Here is a 23584-nt window from a genome sequence, read left to right as displayed (position 1 = left end):
CCATACGCATAGCGCATGGTTTTCTTTATACAATTATAAAAAAGACAATTTCTATTGAATAAATATAGAAATTGTCTTTTTCTTCTTCTAAGACCTTTATGTTACAAAATCTTTGTTAATCTTCTTTCAAATGTTCAATTGTTTTGAATCCTTCACGATAATTAGCTAGTTCTTCCATCATCGCGTACCAATCATGGCCTACTTTTTGTAGTGTCTGTTGAATTAATTCATCTTGTGCTTGGTTTAACTTACCTATTAAATCATCACCCGCTTCAGTGGTAAAAAGTTTTTTTACTCGTCTATCCTGCTTAGATGTTTGTTCGACGATTAAACCTTCTTCTTTTAATTTACGTAACGTTGCATGCGATCCTTGTTTAGATATTTCAAGCGTAATCAAAAGTTCTTTAATTGTTATACCCGGTAATTTATTAATGAAAAATAAGAATCGATGATGTTGGCGACTCATGCCATATTGCTCAATAATTTCATCCGCTGTAGTAATAAAAGTCTTATACGCGAAGTAAAACAGCATATGTTCGTAATCATTTTTATTTTTAGACATTTAACACTATCCTTTTTTTATTCAATATCGTTATTATAATAAACTTTTGACTGATAGTCATATATTTCAGAAACTGTTCAAACTTTTAATAGGTCAACTTAGTTGACTTTATTTCAAATTGACGTTAATATGATACTTGTAAGATAAAAGAAATCAAAGGTGGAATTATATATGAAACAACGCGTAGGACAATATTTAATGGACGCGGTTTATTCAGCAGGTGCTGACAAAGTTTTTGGTGTCCCAGGAGATTTTAATCTAGCCTTTTTAGACGATATTATTGCACATAATGATATTAAATGGATTGGTAATACAAATGAGCTTAATGCAAGTTATGCTGCCGACGGATATGCACGTATTAATGGCATCGGTGCAATGGTAACAACATTTGGAGTGGGTGAATTAAGTGCTGTCAACGGAATCGCTGGATCTTATGCTGAGCGTGTGCCAGTTATTGCCATCACTGGGGCACCTACTCGAGCTGTAGAACAAGAAGGCAAATACGTTCACCATTCCCTTGGCGAAGGAACTTTTGATGATTATAGAAAAATGTTTGAGCCTATTACAACAGCGCAAGCTTATATTACACCTGATAATGCTACCACAGAAATTCCAAGAGTAATCAATACGGCGCTTCAACAACGTCGTCCAGTTCACATTCATTTACCTATTGATGTCGCACTAACAGAGATTGAAATTTCAAACCCATTCAAACCAGAAGTCGAACCACAAAAAAACGTTCAAAGTTATATCAATATGGTTCAAGACAAACTTGAATCGGCATCACAACCTGTCATTATTACAGGACATGAAATAAATAGTTTCCATCTGCATAAAGAACTCGAACAATTCGTTAATCAAACTCAAATTCCAGTTGTTCAGTTATCTTTAGGTAAAGGTGCATTTAATGAAGAAAATCCTTATTATATGGGTATCTTTGATGGTTCAATAGCAGAACAAGATATTCAAGATTATGTTAATCAAAGTGATGCTATTTTGAATATTGGTGCTAAATTAACAGATTCTGCAACAGCTGGGTTCTCATATCAATTTGATATTAATGAAGTGATTATGCTAAATCATAATGAATTTAAAATTAATGATACATGCATCGAAGCATTTTCATTACCAAATATATTAAATGGTTTAAATAAGTATATTCACTACAAAAACACTAATGATTTCCCACAATATGAGAGACCACAATCACACAATTACGAACTTAGTGATCAGCCATTAACTCAAGAGACTTATTTCAATATGATGCAAGATTTTTTACAACAAGATGATATTTTAATCGCTGAACAAGGTACATCATTCTTTGGTGCTTATGACTTAGCCTTGTACAAAGATAATACTTTTATCGGGCAACCATTATGGGGATCTATCGGCTATACACTACCAGCAACGCTAGGAACACAAATTGCAAATCCATATCGTCGAAACATTCTATTAATTGGTGATGGATCACTACAATTAACTGTTCAATCATTATCTACAATGATTCGTCAAAATTTAAACCCTGTGATATTTGTAATTAATAACGATGGTTATACAGTTGAGAGAATGATTCATGGTATGAAAGAACCTTACAATGACATTCGCATGTGGGATTACAAATCATTACCTTCTGTATTTGGTGGTGACAATGTTTTAGTTCATGATGTAAACACTTCAGAAGAACTCATGCTCACCTTCGAAAATATTAAATCTAATAGTGATCGCATGCACTTTGTAGAAGTGAAAATGGCTGTTGAAGATGCACCAGTTAAATTAAGTAATATAGCTAAAGCATTCGCATCACAAAACAAATCATCTTAATATCTTTTTAAAATTCTATAATATAAGCAATTCAAACACCCGTATAATTCTCTAGTTATACGGGTGTTAAATATATCTTTATAGAAGTTGAAACTTAAAAAATGACGTTTCCCGTGAAACAACATTCATTTAACGTTATATTTTATATCGATTAAAAGTAACATGTATGAATAATCACAAACATTTATGATTCTAATAAATCATTCTTAAGACACCTTTTTTAATGAACTTAATCATATCTTTAGCCATTGCTATAGTTTTAGAATTTGTTTTAACTTCCAAGTTAAAAATTCCAAATATACAAATAAGCCTGCACATTCTTTAATGTGAGGCTTACTTGAATTCTCTATAAACTCCGAGTGTCTAAATATTGTTTATCAATAACTGAACGTGTGATATCTCGTAAGTGTGCAGGGCTCATCGAAGAACTATCCATTTGATTGCGACCATGATGAGTGGCATCTTTGTCATTATAGTCATCTAGCATCATCACTTTAAAGTTCGACTTAAGGAACTGGTTTTGGTGTTGAGTTAATTCGTAATAATTCACCATACTTCTCCACTTCACATCTTGAACTTGAAACTGTTTATCTTTCTTACTAATTTTAAAATCTATCCGTCCTAATAAATCATTACTTTCATTCCCTGTTGACTGACCGTTCAAGAAATTCCCTAATGAATATGCTACGAGTGTACGATTCCCTTCTCTACCGTCAACCCATTTTACTGGTTGAATCACATGAGGATGTGTACCTAAAACTACATCAACACCTGCATCAGCGAAAATTTGTGCATATTTTTTTTGAGTGGCGTTAGGCTGATGCTTACCTTCATTACCCCAATGTGCTGAAACAAGTACTACATCACTTTGTTGTTTGGCTTTCTTAACATCTTGCTTAATTTTATTTTCATCAAACGTATCTACCGTATAATCATGAGTTGGTTGATGATCGTTTGTACCAAATGTGTAACTTAATAAAGCAACTTTCACACCTTTAATTGTTTTAATAGGAATTTGACGGTGTGCTTGTTCTGATTCATATACACCCGTGAACAAAACTTGATCTTTAAATTTGTTCCAAGTATGAATATGATTTCTTACACCTTGCTCTCCTTGATCTAAGGCATGATTGTTTGCACCGTTTACAAAATTAAAGCCAGTATCTACTAAATCCTGAGCAATACTACTCGGTGTATTAAAGTTTTTAAATCCTGAATAAGGCCTATCATCCCCACCTAATGGTGATTCTTGATTAACAAAAGAAATATCTGCGTTTTGAATGTCTTTTTTTACTGGTTGATACATAGGTTTAAAATCAAAACTATTCCCCGTAATTTGTGCATCTTTATATACAACTGGGTGAATTAAATTATCACCTACAGCAACCACACGTATTGTTTTATTTGTATTTTGTTTATCGCTAAAAGATTGATTAATCGAACACCCACTAACAACTATGAAAAACGTAACTAATATCATCATATATACAAAATATTTAGATACTGTTTTCATTTTCTAATACTTTCTCTCCTTCTATAAACCTTTGTATTTATTTTCATCATATCGCTATACACTTTAATAAACAATATACGATATGTGAACATGTCGATTTTAATAAATAACTATAGTTGACTTACCTTTCATCTGGATTAACAGTAACACCGCACAAAATCAATAAGTGAAAATACTAAGACGAGTAACAATCATTTTCATATTCGTTTAATAAGATGTCCGCCTAAATATCCAAATTCAACCCTTTGTATCATTACTGGACAAACCACTTAATCGCACGTTTAATAGCTCTATCCCAATAAGCATAATCATGATCTCCTGGACCATCTTCAAACTTATAAGAAACCCCTTTTTTATTTAATGTCTCAATAAATTGAAGGTTATCATGATATAAAAAGTCTTCTTTACCACACATGATAAACAATTCAGGAATATCTACATTAGCATCGATGGCTTGATCAAGTAAGTAGTACGTATCGAGTTCTGTACCTTTAATTTGAGTATTGTTGCCTGTGATAGATTGAGGGGAAAAATCAGTCCAATCCAAGTCAATGAAACGTTGTGCTTCGAAAACTGCTGAAAGTGGTGCAGCTTTAGCAAATTTATCACTTTGAGTTAGCGCAAATTTAATCGTTCCATAACCGCCCATTGAATGTCCTGCAATAAAATTATCTTCTCTTTTTCTAGATAGTGGTAAAATTTGATGTACATATTCGTAAATTTCTAATATGTAATCATAGTAACTATGTCCATATACCATATTTGCATAGCCACTATGATCGACGTTAGGCATTATAATCGCAAGTTGATGTTCATTTGCATAACGCTCGATACTTGTATATCTTATGTAAGTTGTTTCATCGCTAGACAATCCATGCAATAACAACATTGATTGCAATTGTTTCGCTGTTGTTGAACTATCAAAGAATGTTACATCCTCCGGTAAAATAATCGTTAAATTTTGATGCATTCCTATCGTTGGTGAATTGTAATTCATTGTTATTAAAGCCATATATGTCACTCCTCTACTGTATTATCTATTATTTTACTTATTCTTTTCATTAATTTATAGAAAAAACGCAACTTTGACTATAGATTATATAAATTTCTATACTTTCCAATGCGGAACTAAAATTTTATTCTCTATATTAAACAAGTTGATTCAGTATCGATTGTCTAACCTTTAAATATGATGTATTTCTAAAACAATAAATCATGAAATAAAAAAACGATAGTGAATGATTTCATAAAAATCTATCCGACCATCGCTTATTTTCAATTATGTATGAGTGATACGCACTCATTATAAGTCTTTACTAACCAACCAATTTTTACTGTTTTTAAAGAGTATTTTCTCTTCTTTAAGTTCATTTATGATATGACTCGTCGTTTCTCTAGATATTCCTGCCATATCACTCAATAACTGTATTGTCATAAAATGCTTAATTTCATAAAACTCGTCATGATCATAACCTACTGTTTGACATAGGTAACGTAAAATCTTAGTCACGCGTTCTTTAGCTAATTTACTCGTTAAAGCCATATTGTATTCAATATGTTGACACTGTGTTTCGCTTAATAAGGAGAATAATTTCACAAAAATCTCTTCGTGATTTTTGCATAAATATTCTATTAAATCTCTTGGTATTCCAATCATTTCGCAATCTGTTAGGGCTGTACACATTTCATTAGGAACTTTATCTTGAAATAAGTTATTTAAAGGAAAGAGCACTTTTTCTCTATTCAGATATCGATATACATCACCATTCAAATTAAAATTTTCTCTCATAATATTACCTTTTTAGAGTAGATAAATATGCGTGGTTTCATCAGACGAATAGTAGACAATTTGTCCTTTGTTGTAATGTCTCACAAAACATTGACTTTTAAATGGCAGTAATACGCCTACAGGAATATTGATATAAGATGCTAATTGTTTAAAACTTTCATCAAGTTCATTTTCTCTACAAAACATTTGATTTCCAGTCATAAAAATAACTCCTTACTGCCTTAGACTATGGTCAAAGAGGATGCTAAAATATCTCCGATTTAAAATTTATTACAATTCTGTATATACCCATGAACCACTGTTCTTATTATACCAATAGTTTATATATCAAATATTTTATATACTTTTCTTTCTTTGATTTTTTATCGATTAAACTCCCTTTTTAACTCATGATTAATCAATATCTATAACATTTAGAAATATGAATTACATCATCGTAATAACCCTATCAATGCTAAAATAACGATAAGACCGAAGAAAATATAGTCAAATTGTGTAAGTCGCTTTTGATTATTTTTTTGAACAACAACATAGACGATAATCCCCGGGATATAGAGCAACATGGTAAGTAACAAATAATCTATACCTGACGCGTAAACCAGCCAAATTGCATAAATAGATGCTAGAATTCCTATAATCCATTGTTTAGGCGTTGCAGTTAACTTGTATTCTATTGTATATTTCACCTGATAAAACGCACTGAACATGTATGGATAAAGTATAGCACTTGCCGCGAGAGAAAATGCAAAATGATAAGCACTTTTGGTAAACAGCATACTAATAAGGAATATTTGAACTAATACATTAGTAATGAATAAGGCGTTCATAGGTGCCCCATTTTTATTTTCTTTTGCAAACCACTTAGGAAACAAACCATCTTTAGCTACAATAAAAGGCAACTCTCCGGCGAGTAATGTCCAACCTAGCCATGCACCTAATACTGAAATAATAAGACCAATATTGACAAATGTTGCTCCCCAATCACCAACTATATAAGCTAAAATTTGTGCCATTGATGGTGCCTCAAGTTTAGAAATATGATTTTGAATCACAATACCTTGTGCTAATACAGTCAGCAAGAAGTAAATGAGCAATACTGAAATAAGTCCGATAACAGTGGCAGTTCCAACATCTTTTTTATTTTTAGCTCTTCCGGAGAATACAACAGCACCTTCAATACCAATAAATACCCAAACTGTCACTAACATCGTACTTTTAACTTGTGACATCGTATTAGCGAAATGAAATGATAATGATCCATATCCATCCATTCCAAAGAAACCTATCCTGAATGTATTAAAATTAAAGGCTACAATCATACATATAATCACTAATAAGATAGGAATTAATTTTGTAATAGTGACAATACTATTGATTAAAGCAGCCGTCTCAACTCCTTTTAATATTAAAAAGTGCACACTCCACAATAATATTGATGCCACTATGATACTAGGAAATGTGTTGCCCCCTTTAAATATTGGAAAGAAGTTCCCTATAGAAGACATTAATAACGTTGCATATGCGACATTACCTAAAAAAGCTGAGAACCAATATCCCCAAGCACTTGCAAATCCTATAAAATCACCAAAACCTGCTTGAGCATAACTATAAATACCACCATCTAAATCAGATCGTTCATTAGTTAGGTTTTGAAAGACAAGTGCTAATGAAATCATTCCTATAGCAGTAATCAACCATCCAATTATAATTGCTAATCCTCCAGCGTGGCCTCCCATATCAGATTGAATATTGAAAGCACCGCCACCAATCATCGAACCTATAACAAGACCGATTAATGATGTTCGACTTAATCTTTTATCTCCTGTGTCATTCATATTCATTTCTCCTTTAGAAGGAGGGATTGAAAACGTATATGCCTTTTAAAATACACATGCATATATAGATGTATAGCGGAAAGATATAGATGAGTAACGACACATCTTTGATAGTCATTGTCAGAAGTTCTATATCAGCCTCTAAACATGATTTTGAAAAAAGTTATTTTTATTATGTGACAATATTTGCAAAATTAAATATTCGTTTATTTAATGAAGCATACACGTGATCTTATCCCTAATTATTTTTCTTGTAGTAAATCTAGCCTAAAGTTGCTGCCATCACGGCTTTAATCGTATGCATTCGATTTTCAGCTTGATCAAACACTCTAGAATGCTCACTTCTAAAGATTTCGTCTGTCACTTCCATTTCAGTTAAGCCATATTTTTCAAAAATATTCTGCCCATATTCTGTTTGTGTATCATGAAAAGCTGGTAAACAATGTAAAAATATCGTATCTACTTTACCGGTTAAATTAAGCATTTTTCTATTAACTTGATAGTCTTTCAATAAATGAATACGTGTTTCGAATTCACTTTCTTCACCCATTGATACCCAAACATCAGTATAAATAACATCTGCATCTTTGACAGCAGTATGAATGTTATCAGTCATCTTAACTGAACCTCCATAATTAGACGCTTGATCTTTAGCAATATTAAAATATACATCTCTCGGTGTTAATGATGAGGGTGTACAAATACGTACATTTACGCCAAGCATCGCACCCGCCACCATAAGCGAATGTGCAACATTATTACGTCCGTTTCCTACATAAGTTAGGTTGATGCCTTTTAAATATCCAAAATTTTCTTTAATTGTCATATAATCAGCTAACATTTGTGTAGGATGCCAATCATCAGTTAACCCATTCCATACTGGTACTCCAGAGAATTCGGCCAATTGTTCAACAGTTTTTTGTGAAAAACCTCTAAATTCAATTCCATCAAACATTCTGCCTAAAACTTTAGCAGTATCCTCAACAGATTCTTTTTTTCCTAATTGAATATCATTTTTCCCTAAAAATTCAGGGTGTGCACCTAGATCAATAGATGCGACTGTAAATGCGGCACGCGTCCGAGTAGATGTCTTTTCGAAGAGTAAAGCAATGTTCTTACCCTCTAAATATCGATGTGGTGTGCCTTGTTGTTTATATTTTTTTAATGTCATAGCAAAATCGATTAGACCTTCAAATTCTTCACCTGTAAGATCATACTCTTTTAGCAATGACTTACCTTTTAAATCAAAGGGTTTCTTGATGTTTTTCATGGGATGCGCCCCTTTCATTTTATAAGTCGCTATCAAATTTAATAGCATAAGTGAATGTATTTCGTGATGTTCAAGCTATATCTATTCAACACCCTATCTTATATCTATAGATCTTCTCTTATTAATGGTTGACTCATACATCGAGGGCCTCCTCGACCACGTACAAGTTCACTTCCAGGAATTTCAATAACTTTGATACCATGCTCACGTAACAATTGATTAGAAACATAATTACGATCATAAGTTACAACCACACCGGGACGGATGCATAAAGTATTCGAACCATCATTCCATTGTTCACGAGCACCATCGATGATATCACCATTTCCAGTTGGTATTAATGTAATTTCATCAACATCGAGCACTTTTTCTAATGTTTGTTTAAGATGACTGGAACGTTGGATTTTGATATCTTCAGCTTTATCATCGTATTCGATAATAAATATATTCATGTTTCCTTCTGATTTAAGAATTGCTGAATGTGTAGTGAATTTGTCGTAATCAATCATTGTACAAACAGTATCTAAGTGCATAAATGTTCGACTAGTTGGAATCTCAATCGCCACCACCTTTTTAAAAGTAGATAACGGATTTTTAAAAATACGTCGTGCTAAACGTTCAATTGCTTGTGCAGAAGTACGTTCAGATATCCCTATTGCAAGTACATCTTTAGATAACACCAGTTCGTCTCCACCTTCAATGTTGAACGGACAGTCACGATCCACCCATAAAGGAATATTCTCATCTTTAAATCTAGGATGATGTTTTAAAATATATGAAATGAAAATCGATTCTCTGCGTCTCGCTCTCCAAAACATACGATTTACTGTCATACCTCTACCAATTGAAGCTTGAGGATCACGTGTGAAATATAGATTAGTCATTGGGTCAAGATAAAACGGATATTTATCATCCATGTACTCTACAAGATGTGTCGATTCAAGTTGTATTTCTTCTTTGCGTACGCCAGCCATAATCTTATTAATTAATGCTTGATTTGACAAAGTTGAAAAGAGTTTTTTTATTTCTTTTTCATGACCTAGGATAGTTTTTCTAGATTCTGCTAAAACGTCATCTATAAATTGCTCTCTGACATTTGAATCTTCTATACTTTGTGCTGCTAATTTTTCTAAATAAAGCACTTCTATTCCTTCATCTTGAAGAACTTGAGCAAAATGATCATGCTCTTGTTGAGCTACCTTTAAAAATGGAATATCATCAAACAATAATCCATCTAAGTAATCAGGCACTAAGTTTTCTAATTCTTTCCCTGGTCTTTTAAGTAATACCGTCTTTAGTTTGCCGATTTCACTGTTAACTTGAATAGGTCCATTTGTCATACTCATTTCCTCCTTTTCTTCGCTACATTATAAGTATAAAACTGATCAATAACTTAGTTCGTGATGATTATCACATGCTAAATGTAAAAAGTTTCGCAACATTTGGTTATTCAATACATAATTGTGTTTGAATATACATTACTATTGCATACTTTCGTTGAAAAAATGAATATTTGAGTAATATGAACCTTTACATCTTTATGAATAAAAGTTTTTTATTCATAATTTTGAATACTTAGTCAAATAACAACACTCATATTTATTGAAATAAAAAAACACCTGATAAACGATGTATACGCTTACCAGGATATATTTATAATGGACAAATTTATAAATTTTTATGAATAATTATGATTAAATATTTTGTAATAGACATATTCAGCTATAGACTGGGAATGTGTAAGAATCATAATTGTATCATTACCACTTATCGTTCCTATAATCTCTTTCAGTTGTAACTGATCAATATAATAATTTATGCTTTGTGCAAATCCTGGTGTCGTCTTTATTAGTATATACGATTCTTTAATCATAGTGTTAATAATTTCTGTTTCTATATAATCATTTAGTCTTACTCTTGAGTCTAATTGAGATTGTTGCGTAAGTAATTTGTATTCATATTGATTTGCCTTCACAGGCAGGCGATAAATATGAAGTTCTCTTAAATCTCTCGCAATAGTAGTCATGCTATAACGTACACCAAAGTGATCATCAATGTAATCAATAATATCTGCTTTTTTATAAATGTGATTTTGCTTAACAATCATAGTTACTAAATCTTGTCGTTTACTCTTTTTCATTGAATGATCAACCTCCTATAGATAACTGATTTATTTTAATTTATAAATTAAAATCTCTTTTTATTTAATTATACTTTATCATTTTATTGTTGAAAATTATAAGAATTTTTATGTCGTTTGTGACAAAGTACGTAAACATACATTCAAATTTAAAATTAATCTATTTATTTAATTATCATTTTATCTATATTTCCTTTTTATTGTTAGTAGGTTTTATATCATTATTACTATGCGGTCACACTTACGCTAGACAAACCGTAGCCTTACCTCAAGGTGCAATAAGGAGCTTTGTATTTTTTTGAAAAATCTTGATGACTTTAGTTCACTCTTATGATGAAATAAAAAAACCTGAGACAGTTAAGTTTGTCTCAGGCTGAGTGGAAATTAAGTCAACACTCATTTCGATTAAGGCTTTAATAATTGTAAATATTTAACATTACTTCTTCTTTGTTAAGGCTTTTAAAAATTCATTTTTTAGATACTTGTTAACATATTTTTATTTTAAAACGGTTCGCTTACACACCAACACTGTCCCATGCTTGACCTACTTGTTGAGCAATACCGTCGCCATATAAATCAAGTGCTGCTTGTTGTAATGATGCTTTAGCATCTTGGAAATCAGAATTTGAAGTTAAATAAACAGTTAATGCTCTATAATAAATTTGTTCAGAACGTTGTTTACCAATACTACGAATTGTATTGTAAGCTGCTTTGTTCGGAATACCTGAATTCGTATGTACGCCTCCGTTGTCAGAATTTGTATAAACAAAATCATTCATATGAGATGGTTGTCCAAAACGCTCTGGATTAGACATACTTCTTAAGGCATCTCCGCCTACACCAGGTGTGTATACATCTTCACCCATTAAGAAATCTTCATCATCAACGAAGTAACCAAATACATCTGAAAAACTTTCATTTAATGCACCTGATTGAGAACGGTAAACAAGATTAGCAGTTTGCTGTGTTACACCATGTGTAATTTCATGTGCAACAACATCATTTGCACCAGACAGCGCTGTAAATGTACGTCCATCTCCGTCACCGTAAATCATTTTATCACCAATCCAAGCCGCATTGTTTCTGTTATCTTGACCTTGGAAATTATTTACATGTGCGAGTGAAATGATTGGGCTGCCTTGATTATCATATGATTCTCGGCCGAAAGTATTTTTATAATAGTCATACGTTTCTTTAGCGTAATAATTTGCATCTACACCTGCACGTTGTTCATCATCATCAAAATTTCTATCTTTATCTTGCATTAAGTAAGCTTGACCAGTATTCGCATCGTAATTGTAAGCTGAAAGTGTACCTTGTTGAGTTAAATCTTGTAGTGCATAGCCACCACTGACACTATTAATATTAATTTGTTTCGTGTCACCTAGTACACCTTTACCTGTACCTGTAGTAGCTGCTTCTTTGATCATATTTAATTTATCAACCACTTGACCAGTTTCAGCGTCAATTTTCACATTCCAATGAGAGATTTTTGGTGAAGTTGTAATAATTTCTATGTTATATACATATTTATTTTTTTCTCCATCAATCTCAACTTTATTGGTTTTGATGACATCACTTTTTAAGTTTTTAGCTTTTTGACGGTCAATTTTTATTGCTTCGAAAGCTTTATCTGTGGCACTTTCTTTACTTATCGATACCTTATTCGTAGGTTGAACTTTCTTAGCATCAGTATCACCATTGACAAGAACTACCTTACCCTCTTTATTCGTATGAACTTTTACTTCTTTGTCTGGTGCATACGTGTTGCCCACTTTCGGTTGCAATGTGTAATGCGTAAATCCTTTGTTATCTTTTTCAGTATCAGTGACCTTATAATCTTTGTAATGCTTTTTTATATTTTCAGATTTTGGTAACTCTTTCAATGCGTCAGTTGCTTGAGATTCTTGGGTTACTTTCGCATCGATGTTTTGAGTTGCTGATACTTTATCCTTAGCGTCAACCTCCGTATTGACTAAAGGACTTGCCACAGTTAATGCAGCAATACTTGTAAGTGCGAATTTAGAAAAATTCTTCATTTTATTACCTCCTATAAATTAATGAAAAACAACTTACTATATAATAATAATTAAAATTTTCAGAAAAGTAAATGAAAATATCATTTGATTCACATATTTATCACTTATATTTTTTAAATATAAATAAATCGTTTATTTTTATATTAGCATATGTTATTATTTTATCTTTGTTCTGTTGAAATCGTTTATTTTTATTATACAAAATTATATTTATTAAAATTATAATCACAAAGAAGTTTTGTGTGGCATTACTTTGTTGCTAACAACTCTAATTTTTCGAACAGCTTAAAATAATAGTCCAAAGTGTATTTGTATAGAAATACATTTTGGACTATGTTTATATAGATTATTATTGTTGTTCAACTGCTCAAATGACAAATTTGCCTAAAGTCAAAATTATTTTACTTCTTTTTTATGTGAGCCAACACAATATTTACCGTATGACTCAGAACATTTGTGAAGCACTGCTATTTGAATAAAAAAGTATTACTTTTCATTTAAATATGAAGTGATAAACTCTATATAATATTCAACAAATTCTAAATAATTTACTTTTTCAACGCATTCATTAATTTGATGAGGTCCATTTCCTGGGCCAAACATTAAAAATGGAAAATTTTCATCTTTTCCTTTTAATAAGTTTGAAGCATCAGTAACTGCTACAGTATGAGTAATGATTAAATCTCTTTCGTTAGAAAAATGGCTTTTTGCAATATCAAATCCTAGCTCTACCAAGCGATTTTGACCTGTTGTTACTACAGGTTCTAAATCAAGATAAAGTTCTTGAGTCAAACTAGCACCATTGTGATTTGCTTGCTCTACATATTTATTAAATAACGCTTTTACTTTGTTATTATTATATTCTGGTATTGTGCGTACATTAAATTCAGCTGTAGCAAAATCTGGTACTGAATTTACTTGTGTACCACCTTGAACGATACTATTTGTCATAACAAGCCCCTGTATAAGCTCTTGTGCTTTTTCTTTTGTTATATGGTTAGGTAATTGATTCTCTAATTTATTAATCATATTTGAAAAATCTAAGGACTCACCTTTTACTGTTTGCATTATTTTTTCATATTCTTGATTTATATTTTGAATAAACTCTAATAATGGTTTAATAGCATTTTGTCCTAAAAATGGTATTGAACTATGTGAAGCACGTCCTTTAGATTTTATTCTAAAGTCCATTGAACCTTTATGTGCATACACCAAACTAGGAAATGATGGTTCTGCTATGAGTAAGGCATCTAAATCATCAGCATATCCTTTTTCAAACAACTGTTGCGAACCTGATTGTTCCATTTCTTCACCCACTGTTGCCATGAATTTAATAGTTCCCTGTGTTAACTTACCACTTTCTTTAATTTCAATAAGAGCAATGGCTAAAGCTGCTAATCCAGACTTCATATCCGCAGCTCCCCTACCGTATAAATAGCCTTGGTCCTCTGTTAGTGTAAAAGGATCATACGTCCAATCATCATGATTTCCTTCAGATACAACATCCATATGTCCAGATATCCCAATAACTGGATGACTGGAACCAACCGTTGCTATTAAATTCGCTCGCCCGTCTGCAACAATATCTATATATGAACGAATTCCATACTGACTAAATAGTCTTTCAAAATACTGTGCAACCTCTAATTCATTACTATTTACAGTTTTTATTGAGACTATATCGGATAAAATTTCAACTCTTTCTTCATTAGATAATACGCTCATCATGATACCGCCTTTCATAAATTGTAAAACTTTAACTTTATCAATGTAATTACAACTTCAATCCTACAATGTATCTCGTGTATTTATATTAATACCATTACAATACTTATATACAATTCATTATTAAAGTCATCTCTTATATTTAATTATTATAACAAGCATAATGGTTCAGTCATGACATCATGCTTAGACGTTAAACGATAATTCTAGCTTGTAATATATTACTAGAAAATTAAATCTGGAATTTTTAATGTACTTTATAGAATAATTCTACTTACAATAAAAAAAAGGATTATAATAAAATATAGTTGATAAAAAGGATGGAGGATATACGCTTTGAAAAAATTTTCAGCTACAATAGTAGTAATCATTCTTATATGCGCATTGGGCTTTTCATTATATGCAGCTATTAACCACCATACGAATTCTAATAAGAATGATAAAAAAATAGAACACAATCGCAAAAATAAACAAAATGATACTTCAAATCAGAATCGTGATACTAATCAACACCAAGACCAAACTCAACCAACAAATAATGACTATAACAACGATAATCAATCAGATACTGAACAACCAGCACAACAACCTAACTATCATCAATACCCAAATAATAATCAACAGTCTGGTTCAAATAAAAATAACTCTTCAGAAAATAACAAACAGAAACCGAATCAGAACAAAACTAATCAATCAGATTATCAACCATCACAATCAACACCACAACAGTCGTCACAACCTAATAATAATCAATCTGATTCACAACAAAATGGCAACTCAAATAATAATTCCAACAATCAAAATCATGGAACAAATGATAATCAGAATAAAAATCGTTAATCATATGACAAAGCTTATGCATGTATCAAATTACATTGTGTAAGCTTTTTATTTTTTTATTCGAATATGTTTGAAATTGCTATAAAATCAATATAACTAATATGTGAAAAATGTTATATTTGTTCAATACTTTTATAAATTCTATTTATATAATTTATAAATTAAGTTAAAATTAAAGTAACTAATCTTATATTGAGGTGTATCATGAGAAAACTGATATCTACCATTATCGTTTCAACATTATTAATTGGAGGATGTTCCACGGTGCATAAAGAAGCAAAACATACATCACAATCAATTCCTGAAGAAGTTCCCGCAAGTCAATACAAAGGTCAAGGTTTCCACAACCAGTAGCTGAAAAAAGTGCTATCGCACATGCGAAAAAACATCGTGAAGAATACGAAAAACTTGGCGAACAATTTTTTAAAGATAATTTTAGCCTTAATGTTAAAGCCACAAATGTTGTAGGAAGTGGTGATGGCGTCGAAGTCTACGTTCATTGCGATGATCATGACATTGTGTTTAATGCAAGCATCCTTTTTGATAAGGAAGCAATACATGAAGAAGGCTCCATGCGAAGCAATGATAATGGAGATACCATGAGTAATATGGTTGGAACTGTGTTAAGTGGTTTTGAATATAAAGCACAAAAAGAAAAATATGATAACTTAACAAAGTTCTTTAAAAACAATGAAGAAAAATATCAATATACCGGTTTTACTAAAGAAGCAATACATAAGACACAGAATGTTGGATATCAAAATGAGTATTATTATTTAGCAGGTAACGTTACTAATATTAATAATTATAGAAAATATTATGAACCTTTAATAAAAAAAGATTCTAAGAGTTTCAAAGAAGGTATGAAAAAAGCAAATGAAGCAACAAATTTCAAAGCCAAAATTGAAGTCGTTTCAACATTATTCAGTACTAAATCTGATTTCACTAAAAATAACTCTAAGAAAGATTTATTATTCTTAAGTGATGATTTATATCATTACAAAGAAAAACCTGAAAACACAAACATAACTTTACAATTAAGTGAGCCAAAAATTAATTCTACACGCGCATTTTATGATGCTAATAACCCATTAGAATATGGAGTGCATAAACATGAGTAAAATCAATGATAGAGATATTGCTGAATTAAATAGCTTTTGGGCTTGATTTAAATAATGTATTTCATATTAATTAAGATGTAATATTAGTAAAGAAAGGTGTATCATGATAAAAATAATCGCCACAATTATCGTTTCAACACTAATATTAGGAAGTTGTTCGACAATGAATGAAGAAGAAAATTATGCATCACAATCAATTCCCGCAAGTCAATACAAAGGTCAAGGTTTCCAACCAGTAGCTGAAAAAAGTGCTATCGCACACGCGAAAAAACATCGTGAAGAATACGAAAAACTTGGCGAACAATTTTTTAAAGATAATTTTAGCCTTAATGTTAAAGCCACAAATGTTGTAGGAAGTGGTGATGGCGTCGAAGTCTACGTTCATTGCGATGATCATGACATTGTGTTTAATGCAAGCATCCTTTTTGATAAGGAAGCAATACATGAAGAAGGCTCCATGCGAAGCAATGATAATGGAGATACTATGAGTGATATGGTAGGAACTGTGTTAAGCGGTTTTGAGTATAGAGCAAATAAGGAAAAAATGGATAACTTAGAAAAATACCTCAAAGATAAAGAAGATAAATATCACTATACTGGATTCACCGATGAAGCAATAACTAAAACTCAAAATATAGGTTATCAAAATAATTACTTTTACATTACTACTAGTTCCACGAAATTACGAGATTATAGAAAACATTTTGAACCTTTAATTAAAGAAAGTAACGATGATTTTAGAAAGCATATGAAACAATTAAAGTCTAAAAAAGATACGTATCTTAATACAGAAATAACAACTACACTTTTCAGTACTCTTGATGAATATGACGAAAAAATCATTAGAAAAAATAGTATATCCATGGCTAAAGAAATAAGAAAAGAGCCATCTATTCCACATAATTTCACATTCCACTTATTATTTAGCAATAACAAATTAAAAATCAACGATCCAAACATAAATAACAATCAAATTAATGAGTATGGGGTGTTCCACCATGACGGATTTAAAAATTAATGATATGGATATAGCTGAAATAAATGGCTTTTGGGTATATCAAAATACTAAAAATAAAAAATTTACAGTTAATGGTAAAAATTGATTCTTACGATGATGAATCCACATCAAATTCTATAGTAGCAGTTGGTGCTAACTAAGATGTATATTAATAAAAATTAAAATCATTATGTTTGTTTAAATGATAAAGCAATGAACAAATCAAAGTATCAATCTTTGTTCACCTAAAGATTATCTAATAATTGCAATTGCTAGATTTCATATCATTTCTAGATTTGAGAGTAACTATTTTTCTGAGCGTATACCTGTTGTAATAAATATTGACCATTTTCTAATAAGTTAAAGCACCTTAAATAGCTTAAGTTATTTTTACAGGATGGAAGATTGTTATATTTTATACTTAAAAAAGTTAATTCTAGAAATGTTAAATTCTCTAGAATTAACTTTACTCAATTTTTTTATATCTCATTGATATTTATCTTAGTGGAATCTCATACCACCGTCAACGATGATTGTTTGGCCAGTAATATAATCTGAATCGCTACCTGCTAAGAAGCTTACTACATTAGCTACATCTTCAGGTTTAGATAAGCGTTTTAAGGCAATTTGATCTGTAAATTGTTTCCAACCCCATTCCATTGGTTGGTTGTTTTCTTCAGCAAGTTTTTCAGCGATACCTTTCATCATTGGTGTTTCAACAATACCAGGTGCAAATGCATTGACTGTAATATTTTTCTCAGCTAAATCACGTGCTGCTACTTGAGTCAATCCTCTAACAGCAAACTTAGTACTGCTGTATAGAGATAAGCCTGCATTACCTTCAACACCTGCTTGAGATGTGGCATTGATAATTTTACCGCCATGTCCTAATTTATCAAATTGTTCAATTGCAGCTTGGATACCCCAGAATACACCACCTACGTTAACACCTACAACTTGATTAAATTGTTCAGGTGTTACTGATTCAATTGGTGTCATTGGTCCAAGACCAGCATTATTAACTAGGACATTTAAATCGCCAAAGTGTTCAACGACTTGATTTAACACACTAAATACTTGATCGCGATTTGAAACGTCTGCTTTAAAAGCAACTGCCTCTTGCCCTTCTTTTGATAATTTTTCAGCTGACTCTTTAGCTACCGCTTCATTAAAGTCTACAAGCGCGATGCTATATCCATCTTCAAATAGACGCTCAGCAATTTTCAAGCCAATACCTTGTGCTGCACCTGTGACAACGGCTACTTTTTTTGAGTTACTCAACAAAACCACTCCTCAATATTTCTTAAGATTATATATTTAAATTATCATAATTTACGCAATTTGATGTGAATATATTGTGAATAAATGCACAATTTTATTAACATTTAAATTTTCAATGTTTATCTATTGCAATAAATCAAATTATAAGAAGTCACAATATTTCGAATTCATAGCCCTCAATTTTATTTTGTTTTTAAAGAATTTGTTAAAATTTCTCAACTCCATTTACATATATCTATGTGTATGTTAGAAATAATTATGTAAGCGTATCACAAACAACAACAAGGGAGGATTATATTATGTCAGGTATCGTTGAATCATTACATAACGCTGTAAACGCTGGTTTACACGTAAAACAAGATTGGGTAGACATGGGATTCGGTATTGCAGATACAGTTGCAAAAATCGTTGACCAAGTTTTAAAATTTGTTTAATTCAAAATAGCATATGAAACCTCATTGTTTCTAAATACAATAAAACAAGGCTGGGATACATTCGTGTCCTTGCCTTGTTTTATTGTATTTGTAGATGCTAATTAAGTTGAACAAGTGACTATACTATTCATCTTAAAATACTAATTCTATAGCCTTTTTAGAATTTATCATTTTAGCCCTCTATTTCTCTAATAAAATCATTTATTCTAATACTTCATCATCTTCCCTCATATTGATTGTGCTCAATTTTAATAATAGAATTAAAGTAAATTATTAAAGCGTTTTCTCAAAGTTTATATAAAGAAGAGTGATTAATCGTGATTGATAGACAAATCAAACTCATCAAATTGTTATTAAATTATACAGATACGTATATAAGTGGCCATGATATTGCCAAACAGTTAAATGTATCTAATAGAACTATACGTAATGATATTAAAACTATACATACTACATTTCTAAATGAATTAATTTTAAGTGTACAATCTAAAGGTTATATGCTAAATACATGTCTTTATACACCTGATGAGATACAATCTGCTTTAGAGTCAGTTATTGTAAAAGAGAATAAATTGCTTATCACAATTGCTTATAGGTTATTTATGGAAAAGCATACATTCACTATCAAAGAGCTATCTTCAACTTACCATTTAACAAAATCAAAAGTGATTGATTATGTAACACGTATACAAACGTGGGCTATAAAATTTGATATTTATTTATCAATAAAAAAGAAGCAAGGTATCATGATCGATGCGAGTACAACGAGTATCAGTAATGCTGTACTTCATATCAATCAACTTACAGACGATGACTTTAAAGTTGAAAACCTTATTTTACAAGAGTTACCTCAAGCCCATACTAGAAAAATAAAACAAATTATCTCAAAGCATATAGATAATCATCAATTATCAACTTCTGAAAATAAAATACAACAATTACTTGTGCATCTAATTTTAATTATCAAACATTCTCAACCAGAGGAAGAAGATTGGAGCACTGATACAGAATCTTTAACTATTGCGAAAAAGTGTATAAAAGATATCAATGAAACCCTTGGATATCAACTTAACAATAAAACAAGTGAATGCTTTTCCTTTTTTATTAGCTACCATTTCAATAAGTTTGATTTAGGGATCCAACAACTATTTATTCAAAGTTATATCGATCGACTCATTGAATTAATGGAGCAACATATTGGTTTTCCCTTTTCACAAGATACAATTTTAAAAGATAATATGAACGTCCACTTTAGTCGTACATATTTGCGATTAATGAGTCATGTTTATCTAAATAATCCATTAACAAGTCAAATCAAACGACTATATCCCTTTGTCTTTAATACACTATATGATAGTATTCGACAATTATCACAAGATACCAATATCCAATTAAGCGAAGATGAGATTGCCTTTTTAACTATACATTTTCAGTCTTCTATCGAACGCCATAAGTCATCACATATTCATGTTGTAATTGCTTGTTATTATGGCTTAGGCATTTCAACGTTGCTTGCTGAGAAAATCAAACAACTTAATCATGCAATACAGATCGTAGATACATTAAAACTTGAAGATATTAACAACTATCATTTTGAAGGGATTGACTTATTAATTACTACTCACGACTTTGATACAAGTCAACTTTTACAAATACCTAAAGTCATACAAGTATCACCTTTATTTTCAGATGAAGATGCTAAAAAAATCGAATTCTTTGTAAAAGACATGCAAAACCCATTATCAAAAGATGATATATTATCAAAAATTCAGTTGAGTGTTGAGTCCAATTTCAAAATGAATCATTCAAATCACATTCTTCCAATTTTTGAGAAATCCAAAGAAATTTTAGATTATCATCATGCAACTCTAGATGGCTATATAGAAAGTGCCATAGATCGCGAAAAACAATCTTCAACATATATAGGTAAAGGGATAGCACTCCCACACGGCAACCCTGAAAAAGTACTGAAATCACACATGATTATATTTAAACCTTCTCAACCTATAACATGGAAACAACATGAAGTTAAACTTGTTTTCTTTTTAGCAATGAATAAAAAAGATTTAAATATTAACCGTAAAATTATACAAACAATTGCTCAATTAGAAGAAGATGACATCCATCAATTATGTCTTTTAGATGATTTACAACTAAAAAACACTTTGTATGCACGTTTTAAAGAATAATTGCCACTATTGACGGCAATTATTCTTTTTTATGCTTAAATGTATGCGTTTACAATTATTGTTAGGAAAAGGAGCGTGCATACTATGAAAATACTTGCAATTACATCATGTCCAAATGGAATTGCTCATACATATATGGCTCAAGAAAAATTAGAACAAGCAGCAAAAGATATGGGCGTTGATATTAAGGTTGAAACTCAAGGAGGCGTCGGAGCAGAAAATGTGCTCACTTCTAAAGAAATCAAAGAAGCTGATGGAATCATCATTGCTGCCGATAGACAGGTAGATTTATCAAGGTTTAATGGTAAACCTCTCATCAATGAAAGTGTACGTGAAGGTATTCATAGACCCAAGGAATTAATACAACGTGTGATTGACCAAGATGCACAAATTTACCATGATCAAAATATTTCTTCAAATATATCTAGAGACCAGGAAGAACCTCATAAAAGTAATATTCAAATGGTATATCAGCATTTAATGAATGGTGTTTCCTTCATGGTTCCATTTATCGTCGTTGGCGGTTTACTCATAGCTATTGCCTTAACTCTTGGAGGACACACCACTCCAAAAGGATTAGTTATCACCGAAGATTCATTTTGGAAATCTATTGAAAATATTGGTAGTTTATCGTTTAAATTCATGGTTCCCATCCTTGCTGGTTATATCGCGGTGAGTATTGCTGATAAGCCTGGTCTTGTTCCAGGTATGATTGGTGGTGCCATTGCTGCTGATGGTAGTTTATATGGAAGTGAAGCAGGAGCCGGTTTCCTTGGTGGTATCGTCGCAGGTTTCTTAGCGGGCTATATTGCAAAATGGATTAAACAGATTAAAGTTCCTAAAGCTATGGCTCCTATTATGCCTATTATTATTATACCTATTCTATCTTCTTTAATAGTTGGTCTCATTTTTATATTTGTAATAGGCACACCAATTTCAAATATATTTGGTGCATTAACATCATGGTTAAAAGGAATGCAAGGTGCTAACATCATTATTCTTGCTCTTATTATTGGCGCGATGATTGCTTTTGATATGGGAGGTCCAGTAAACAAAGTAGCATTCTTATTCGGTTCTGCATTAATTACTGAAGGCAACTACACTGTGATGGGAATGGTTGCTGTAGCAGTATGTACACCACCGATTGGTTTAGGTTTAGCTACATTTGTTCGTAAACACCAATTCAATAAAGCAGAACAAGAAATGGGTAAGGCATCATTTACGATGGGATTATTTGGTATTACTGAAGGGGCAATCCCTTTTGCTGCACAAGATCCTCTAAGAATCATTCCAGCCAATATGATTGGCGCGATGATTGCTTCAGTAATAGCGGCGGTTGGAGGTGTCGGTGATAAAGTTGCTCATGGAGGTCCTATTGTCGCTGTACTAGGTGGAATAAGTAATATTTTATGGTTCTTTATAGCTGTTGTCGTTGGAAGCTTAGTAACCATGTTCACAGTCTTGTTATTTAAGCGTCACACCCCTGCTATAGCAAAAAGCAATAATGGAAATGATACTTCTGTTGGAACTGAAAATGTATTTTCTGATGACCAATCTATTAATCACAGCAAACAACTCTCACATCATATGGTGTTCGATAAATCACTCATTGAAATTACCAAGGAACCAATGACAAGAGATCAAGCTATTGATAGATTACTTACTAAGTTATGCCATCGTCATTACATTACGAATATAGAAGAGGTAAGAACCGCAATCCTTAAACGAGAGGCTGAGTCAACAACTGCTATCGGAATGAACGTTGCAATACCACATGCTAAATCTCATGCAGTTAAACGTCCTATCGTCGCTGTATTAAATCATAAAGCAGGTGTAAAGTGGGAAAGTCTAGATGAATCAAATCCTCAGCTCATTTTTCTTATTGCAGTTCCCAATGATAATAACGATACACATTTAAAACTGCTACAACGGTTATCACGAACGCTCATGAAAGATAATACGCGTGATGAGTTAATTCATGCTCAAAGTCGTGATGAAATATTTAATATTTTAAAAGAGATATAAAGG

General features: G+C 31.6%; 16 protein-coding genes and 2 pseudogenes. 7 read left to right on the top strand and 11 right to left on the bottom strand.

All coding sequences use genetic code 11. The features are described from left to right. Positions 1–115: 115 nt before the first annotated feature. A complete protein-coding gene (locus HMPREF2576_RS08765; protein ID WP_001831825.1) occupies positions 116–562 on the bottom strand; it encodes a MarR family winged helix-turn-helix transcriptional regulator in 447 nt (148 codons plus the stop codon). A gap of 171 nt (positions 563–733) precedes the next feature. Between HMPREF2576_RS08765 and HMPREF2576_RS08760 the strand changes: the two genes are divergently transcribed. Beyond that, complete coding sequence (locus tag HMPREF2576_RS08760; RefSeq protein ID WP_002456741.1) at positions 734–2383, top strand: alpha-keto acid decarboxylase family protein; 1650 nt, start codon at positions 734–736, stop codon at positions 2381–2383. 346 nt (positions 2384–2729) lie between these two features. On the opposite strand, the gene HMPREF2576_RS08755 is transcribed toward HMPREF2576_RS08760, so the two are convergent. The 9 genes and pseudogenes from HMPREF2576_RS08755 to HMPREF2576_RS08715 form a co-directional block, all read right to left on the bottom strand. Further along, positions 2730–3896: a CapA family protein gene (locus HMPREF2576_RS08755; protein WP_070856310.1), complete on the bottom strand. Its 1167-nt coding sequence runs from the start codon at positions 3894–3896 to the stop codon at positions 2730–2732. A gap of 253 nt (positions 3897–4149) precedes the next feature. Next, positions 4150–4908 carry an alpha/beta hydrolase gene (locus HMPREF2576_RS08750; RefSeq protein ID WP_002469038.1) on the bottom strand — a complete coding sequence of 253 codons (759 nt, stop codon included), beginning with the start codon at positions 4906–4908 and terminating at the stop codon, positions 4150–4152. Between the two features lie 291 nt (positions 4909–5199). Continuing rightward, positions 5200–5886 (bottom strand): annotated as a pseudogene (locus HMPREF2576_RS08745) (Crp/Fnr family transcriptional regulator). Between the two features lie 230 nt (positions 5887–6116). Then, on the bottom strand, positions 6117–7520 hold the full coding sequence (gene arcD, locus HMPREF2576_RS08740) for an arginine-ornithine antiporter (RefSeq protein ID WP_002486091.1): 1404 nt from the start codon (positions 7518–7520) through the stop codon (positions 6117–6119). 262 nt (positions 7521–7782) lie between these two features. Then, entirely contained in the window at positions 7783–8790 is a 1008-nt protein-coding gene (gene argF, locus HMPREF2576_RS08735; RefSeq protein WP_001831886.1) for an ornithine carbamoyltransferase, read from the bottom strand. A 104-nt stretch (positions 8791–8894) separates the two neighbouring features. Continuing rightward, on the bottom strand, positions 8895–10130 hold the full coding sequence (gene arcA, locus HMPREF2576_RS08730; RefSeq protein ID WP_070856308.1) for an arginine deiminase: 1236 nt from the start codon (positions 10128–10130) through the stop codon (positions 8895–8897). 338 nt (positions 10131–10468) lie between these two features. Next, positions 10469–10930: an arginine repressor gene (locus HMPREF2576_RS08725; protein WP_001831858.1), complete on the bottom strand. Its 462-nt coding sequence runs from the start codon at positions 10928–10930 to the stop codon at positions 10469–10471. Positions 10931–11445: 515 nt separating this feature from the next. Beyond that, entirely contained in the window at positions 11446–12969 is a 1524-nt protein-coding gene (locus tag HMPREF2576_RS08720; RefSeq protein WP_002486087.1) for a M4 family metallopeptidase, read from the bottom strand. Between the two features lie 486 nt (positions 12970–13455). After that, positions 13456–14694, bottom strand: coding sequence for an ArgE/DapE family deacylase (locus HMPREF2576_RS08715; protein WP_070856306.1), 1239 nt, complete (start codon positions 14692–14694; stop codon positions 13456–13458). A 336-nt stretch (positions 14695–15030) separates the two neighbouring features. Here HMPREF2576_RS08715 and HMPREF2576_RS08710 point away from each other — a divergent pair, with 336 nt between their 5' ends. The 3 genes and pseudogenes from HMPREF2576_RS08710 to HMPREF2576_RS08700 all read left to right on the top strand — a co-directional run bounded on the left by HMPREF2576_RS08710 (position 15031) and on the right by HMPREF2576_RS08700 (position 17673). Then, complete coding sequence (locus HMPREF2576_RS08710) at positions 15031–15534, top strand: hypothetical protein (RefSeq protein ID WP_001831854.1); 504 nt, start codon at positions 15031–15033, stop codon at positions 15532–15534. 204 nt (positions 15535–15738) lie between these two features. Next, positions 15739–16655: pseudogene (locus tag HMPREF2576_RS08705) on the top strand (DUF1672 domain-containing protein). 103 nt (positions 16656–16758) lie between these two features. Further along, positions 16759–17673 carry a DUF1672 domain-containing protein gene (locus HMPREF2576_RS08700; RefSeq protein WP_002487793.1) on the top strand — a complete coding sequence of 305 codons (915 nt, stop codon included), beginning with the start codon at positions 16759–16761 and terminating at the stop codon, positions 17671–17673. 480 nt (positions 17674–18153) lie between these two features. Here HMPREF2576_RS08700 and HMPREF2576_RS08695 read toward each other — a convergent pair whose 3' ends face one another. After that, positions 18154–18933 carry a (S)-acetoin forming diacetyl reductase gene (locus HMPREF2576_RS08695; protein WP_001831826.1) on the bottom strand — a complete coding sequence of 260 codons (780 nt, stop codon included), beginning with the start codon at positions 18931–18933 and terminating at the stop codon, positions 18154–18156. Positions 18934–19232: 299 nt separating this feature from the next. Here HMPREF2576_RS08695 and HMPREF2576_RS08690 point away from each other — a divergent pair, with 299 nt between their 5' ends. The 3 genes from HMPREF2576_RS08690 (at position 19233) to HMPREF2576_RS08680 (ending at position 23581) form a co-directional block, all read left to right on the top strand. Further along, on the top strand, positions 19233–19367 hold the full coding sequence (locus HMPREF2576_RS08690; protein WP_001831873.1) for a beta-class phenol-soluble modulin: 135 nt from the start codon (positions 19233–19235) through the stop codon (positions 19365–19367). A 317-nt stretch (positions 19368–19684) separates the two neighbouring features. Further along, positions 19685–21556, top strand: a complete 1872-nt coding sequence (locus HMPREF2576_RS08685) for a BglG family transcription antiterminator (RefSeq protein ID WP_070856305.1) — start codon at positions 19685–19687, stop codon at positions 21554–21556. 84 nt (positions 21557–21640) lie between these two features. Then, positions 21641–23581, top strand: a complete 1941-nt coding sequence (locus HMPREF2576_RS08680; protein WP_070856302.1) for a fructose-specific PTS transporter subunit EIIC — start codon at positions 21641–21643, stop codon at positions 23579–23581. Positions 23582–23584: the final 3 nt, after the last annotated feature.

The organism is Staphylococcus sp. HMSC063F05 (genome assembly GCF_001837075.1).
Taxonomy (GTDB): domain Bacteria; phylum Bacillota; class Bacilli; order Staphylococcales; family Staphylococcaceae; genus Staphylococcus; species Staphylococcus epidermidis.
Note: the sequence above shows the minus strand (reverse complement) of the source record. Positions and strands in the feature narration are given on the sequence as shown.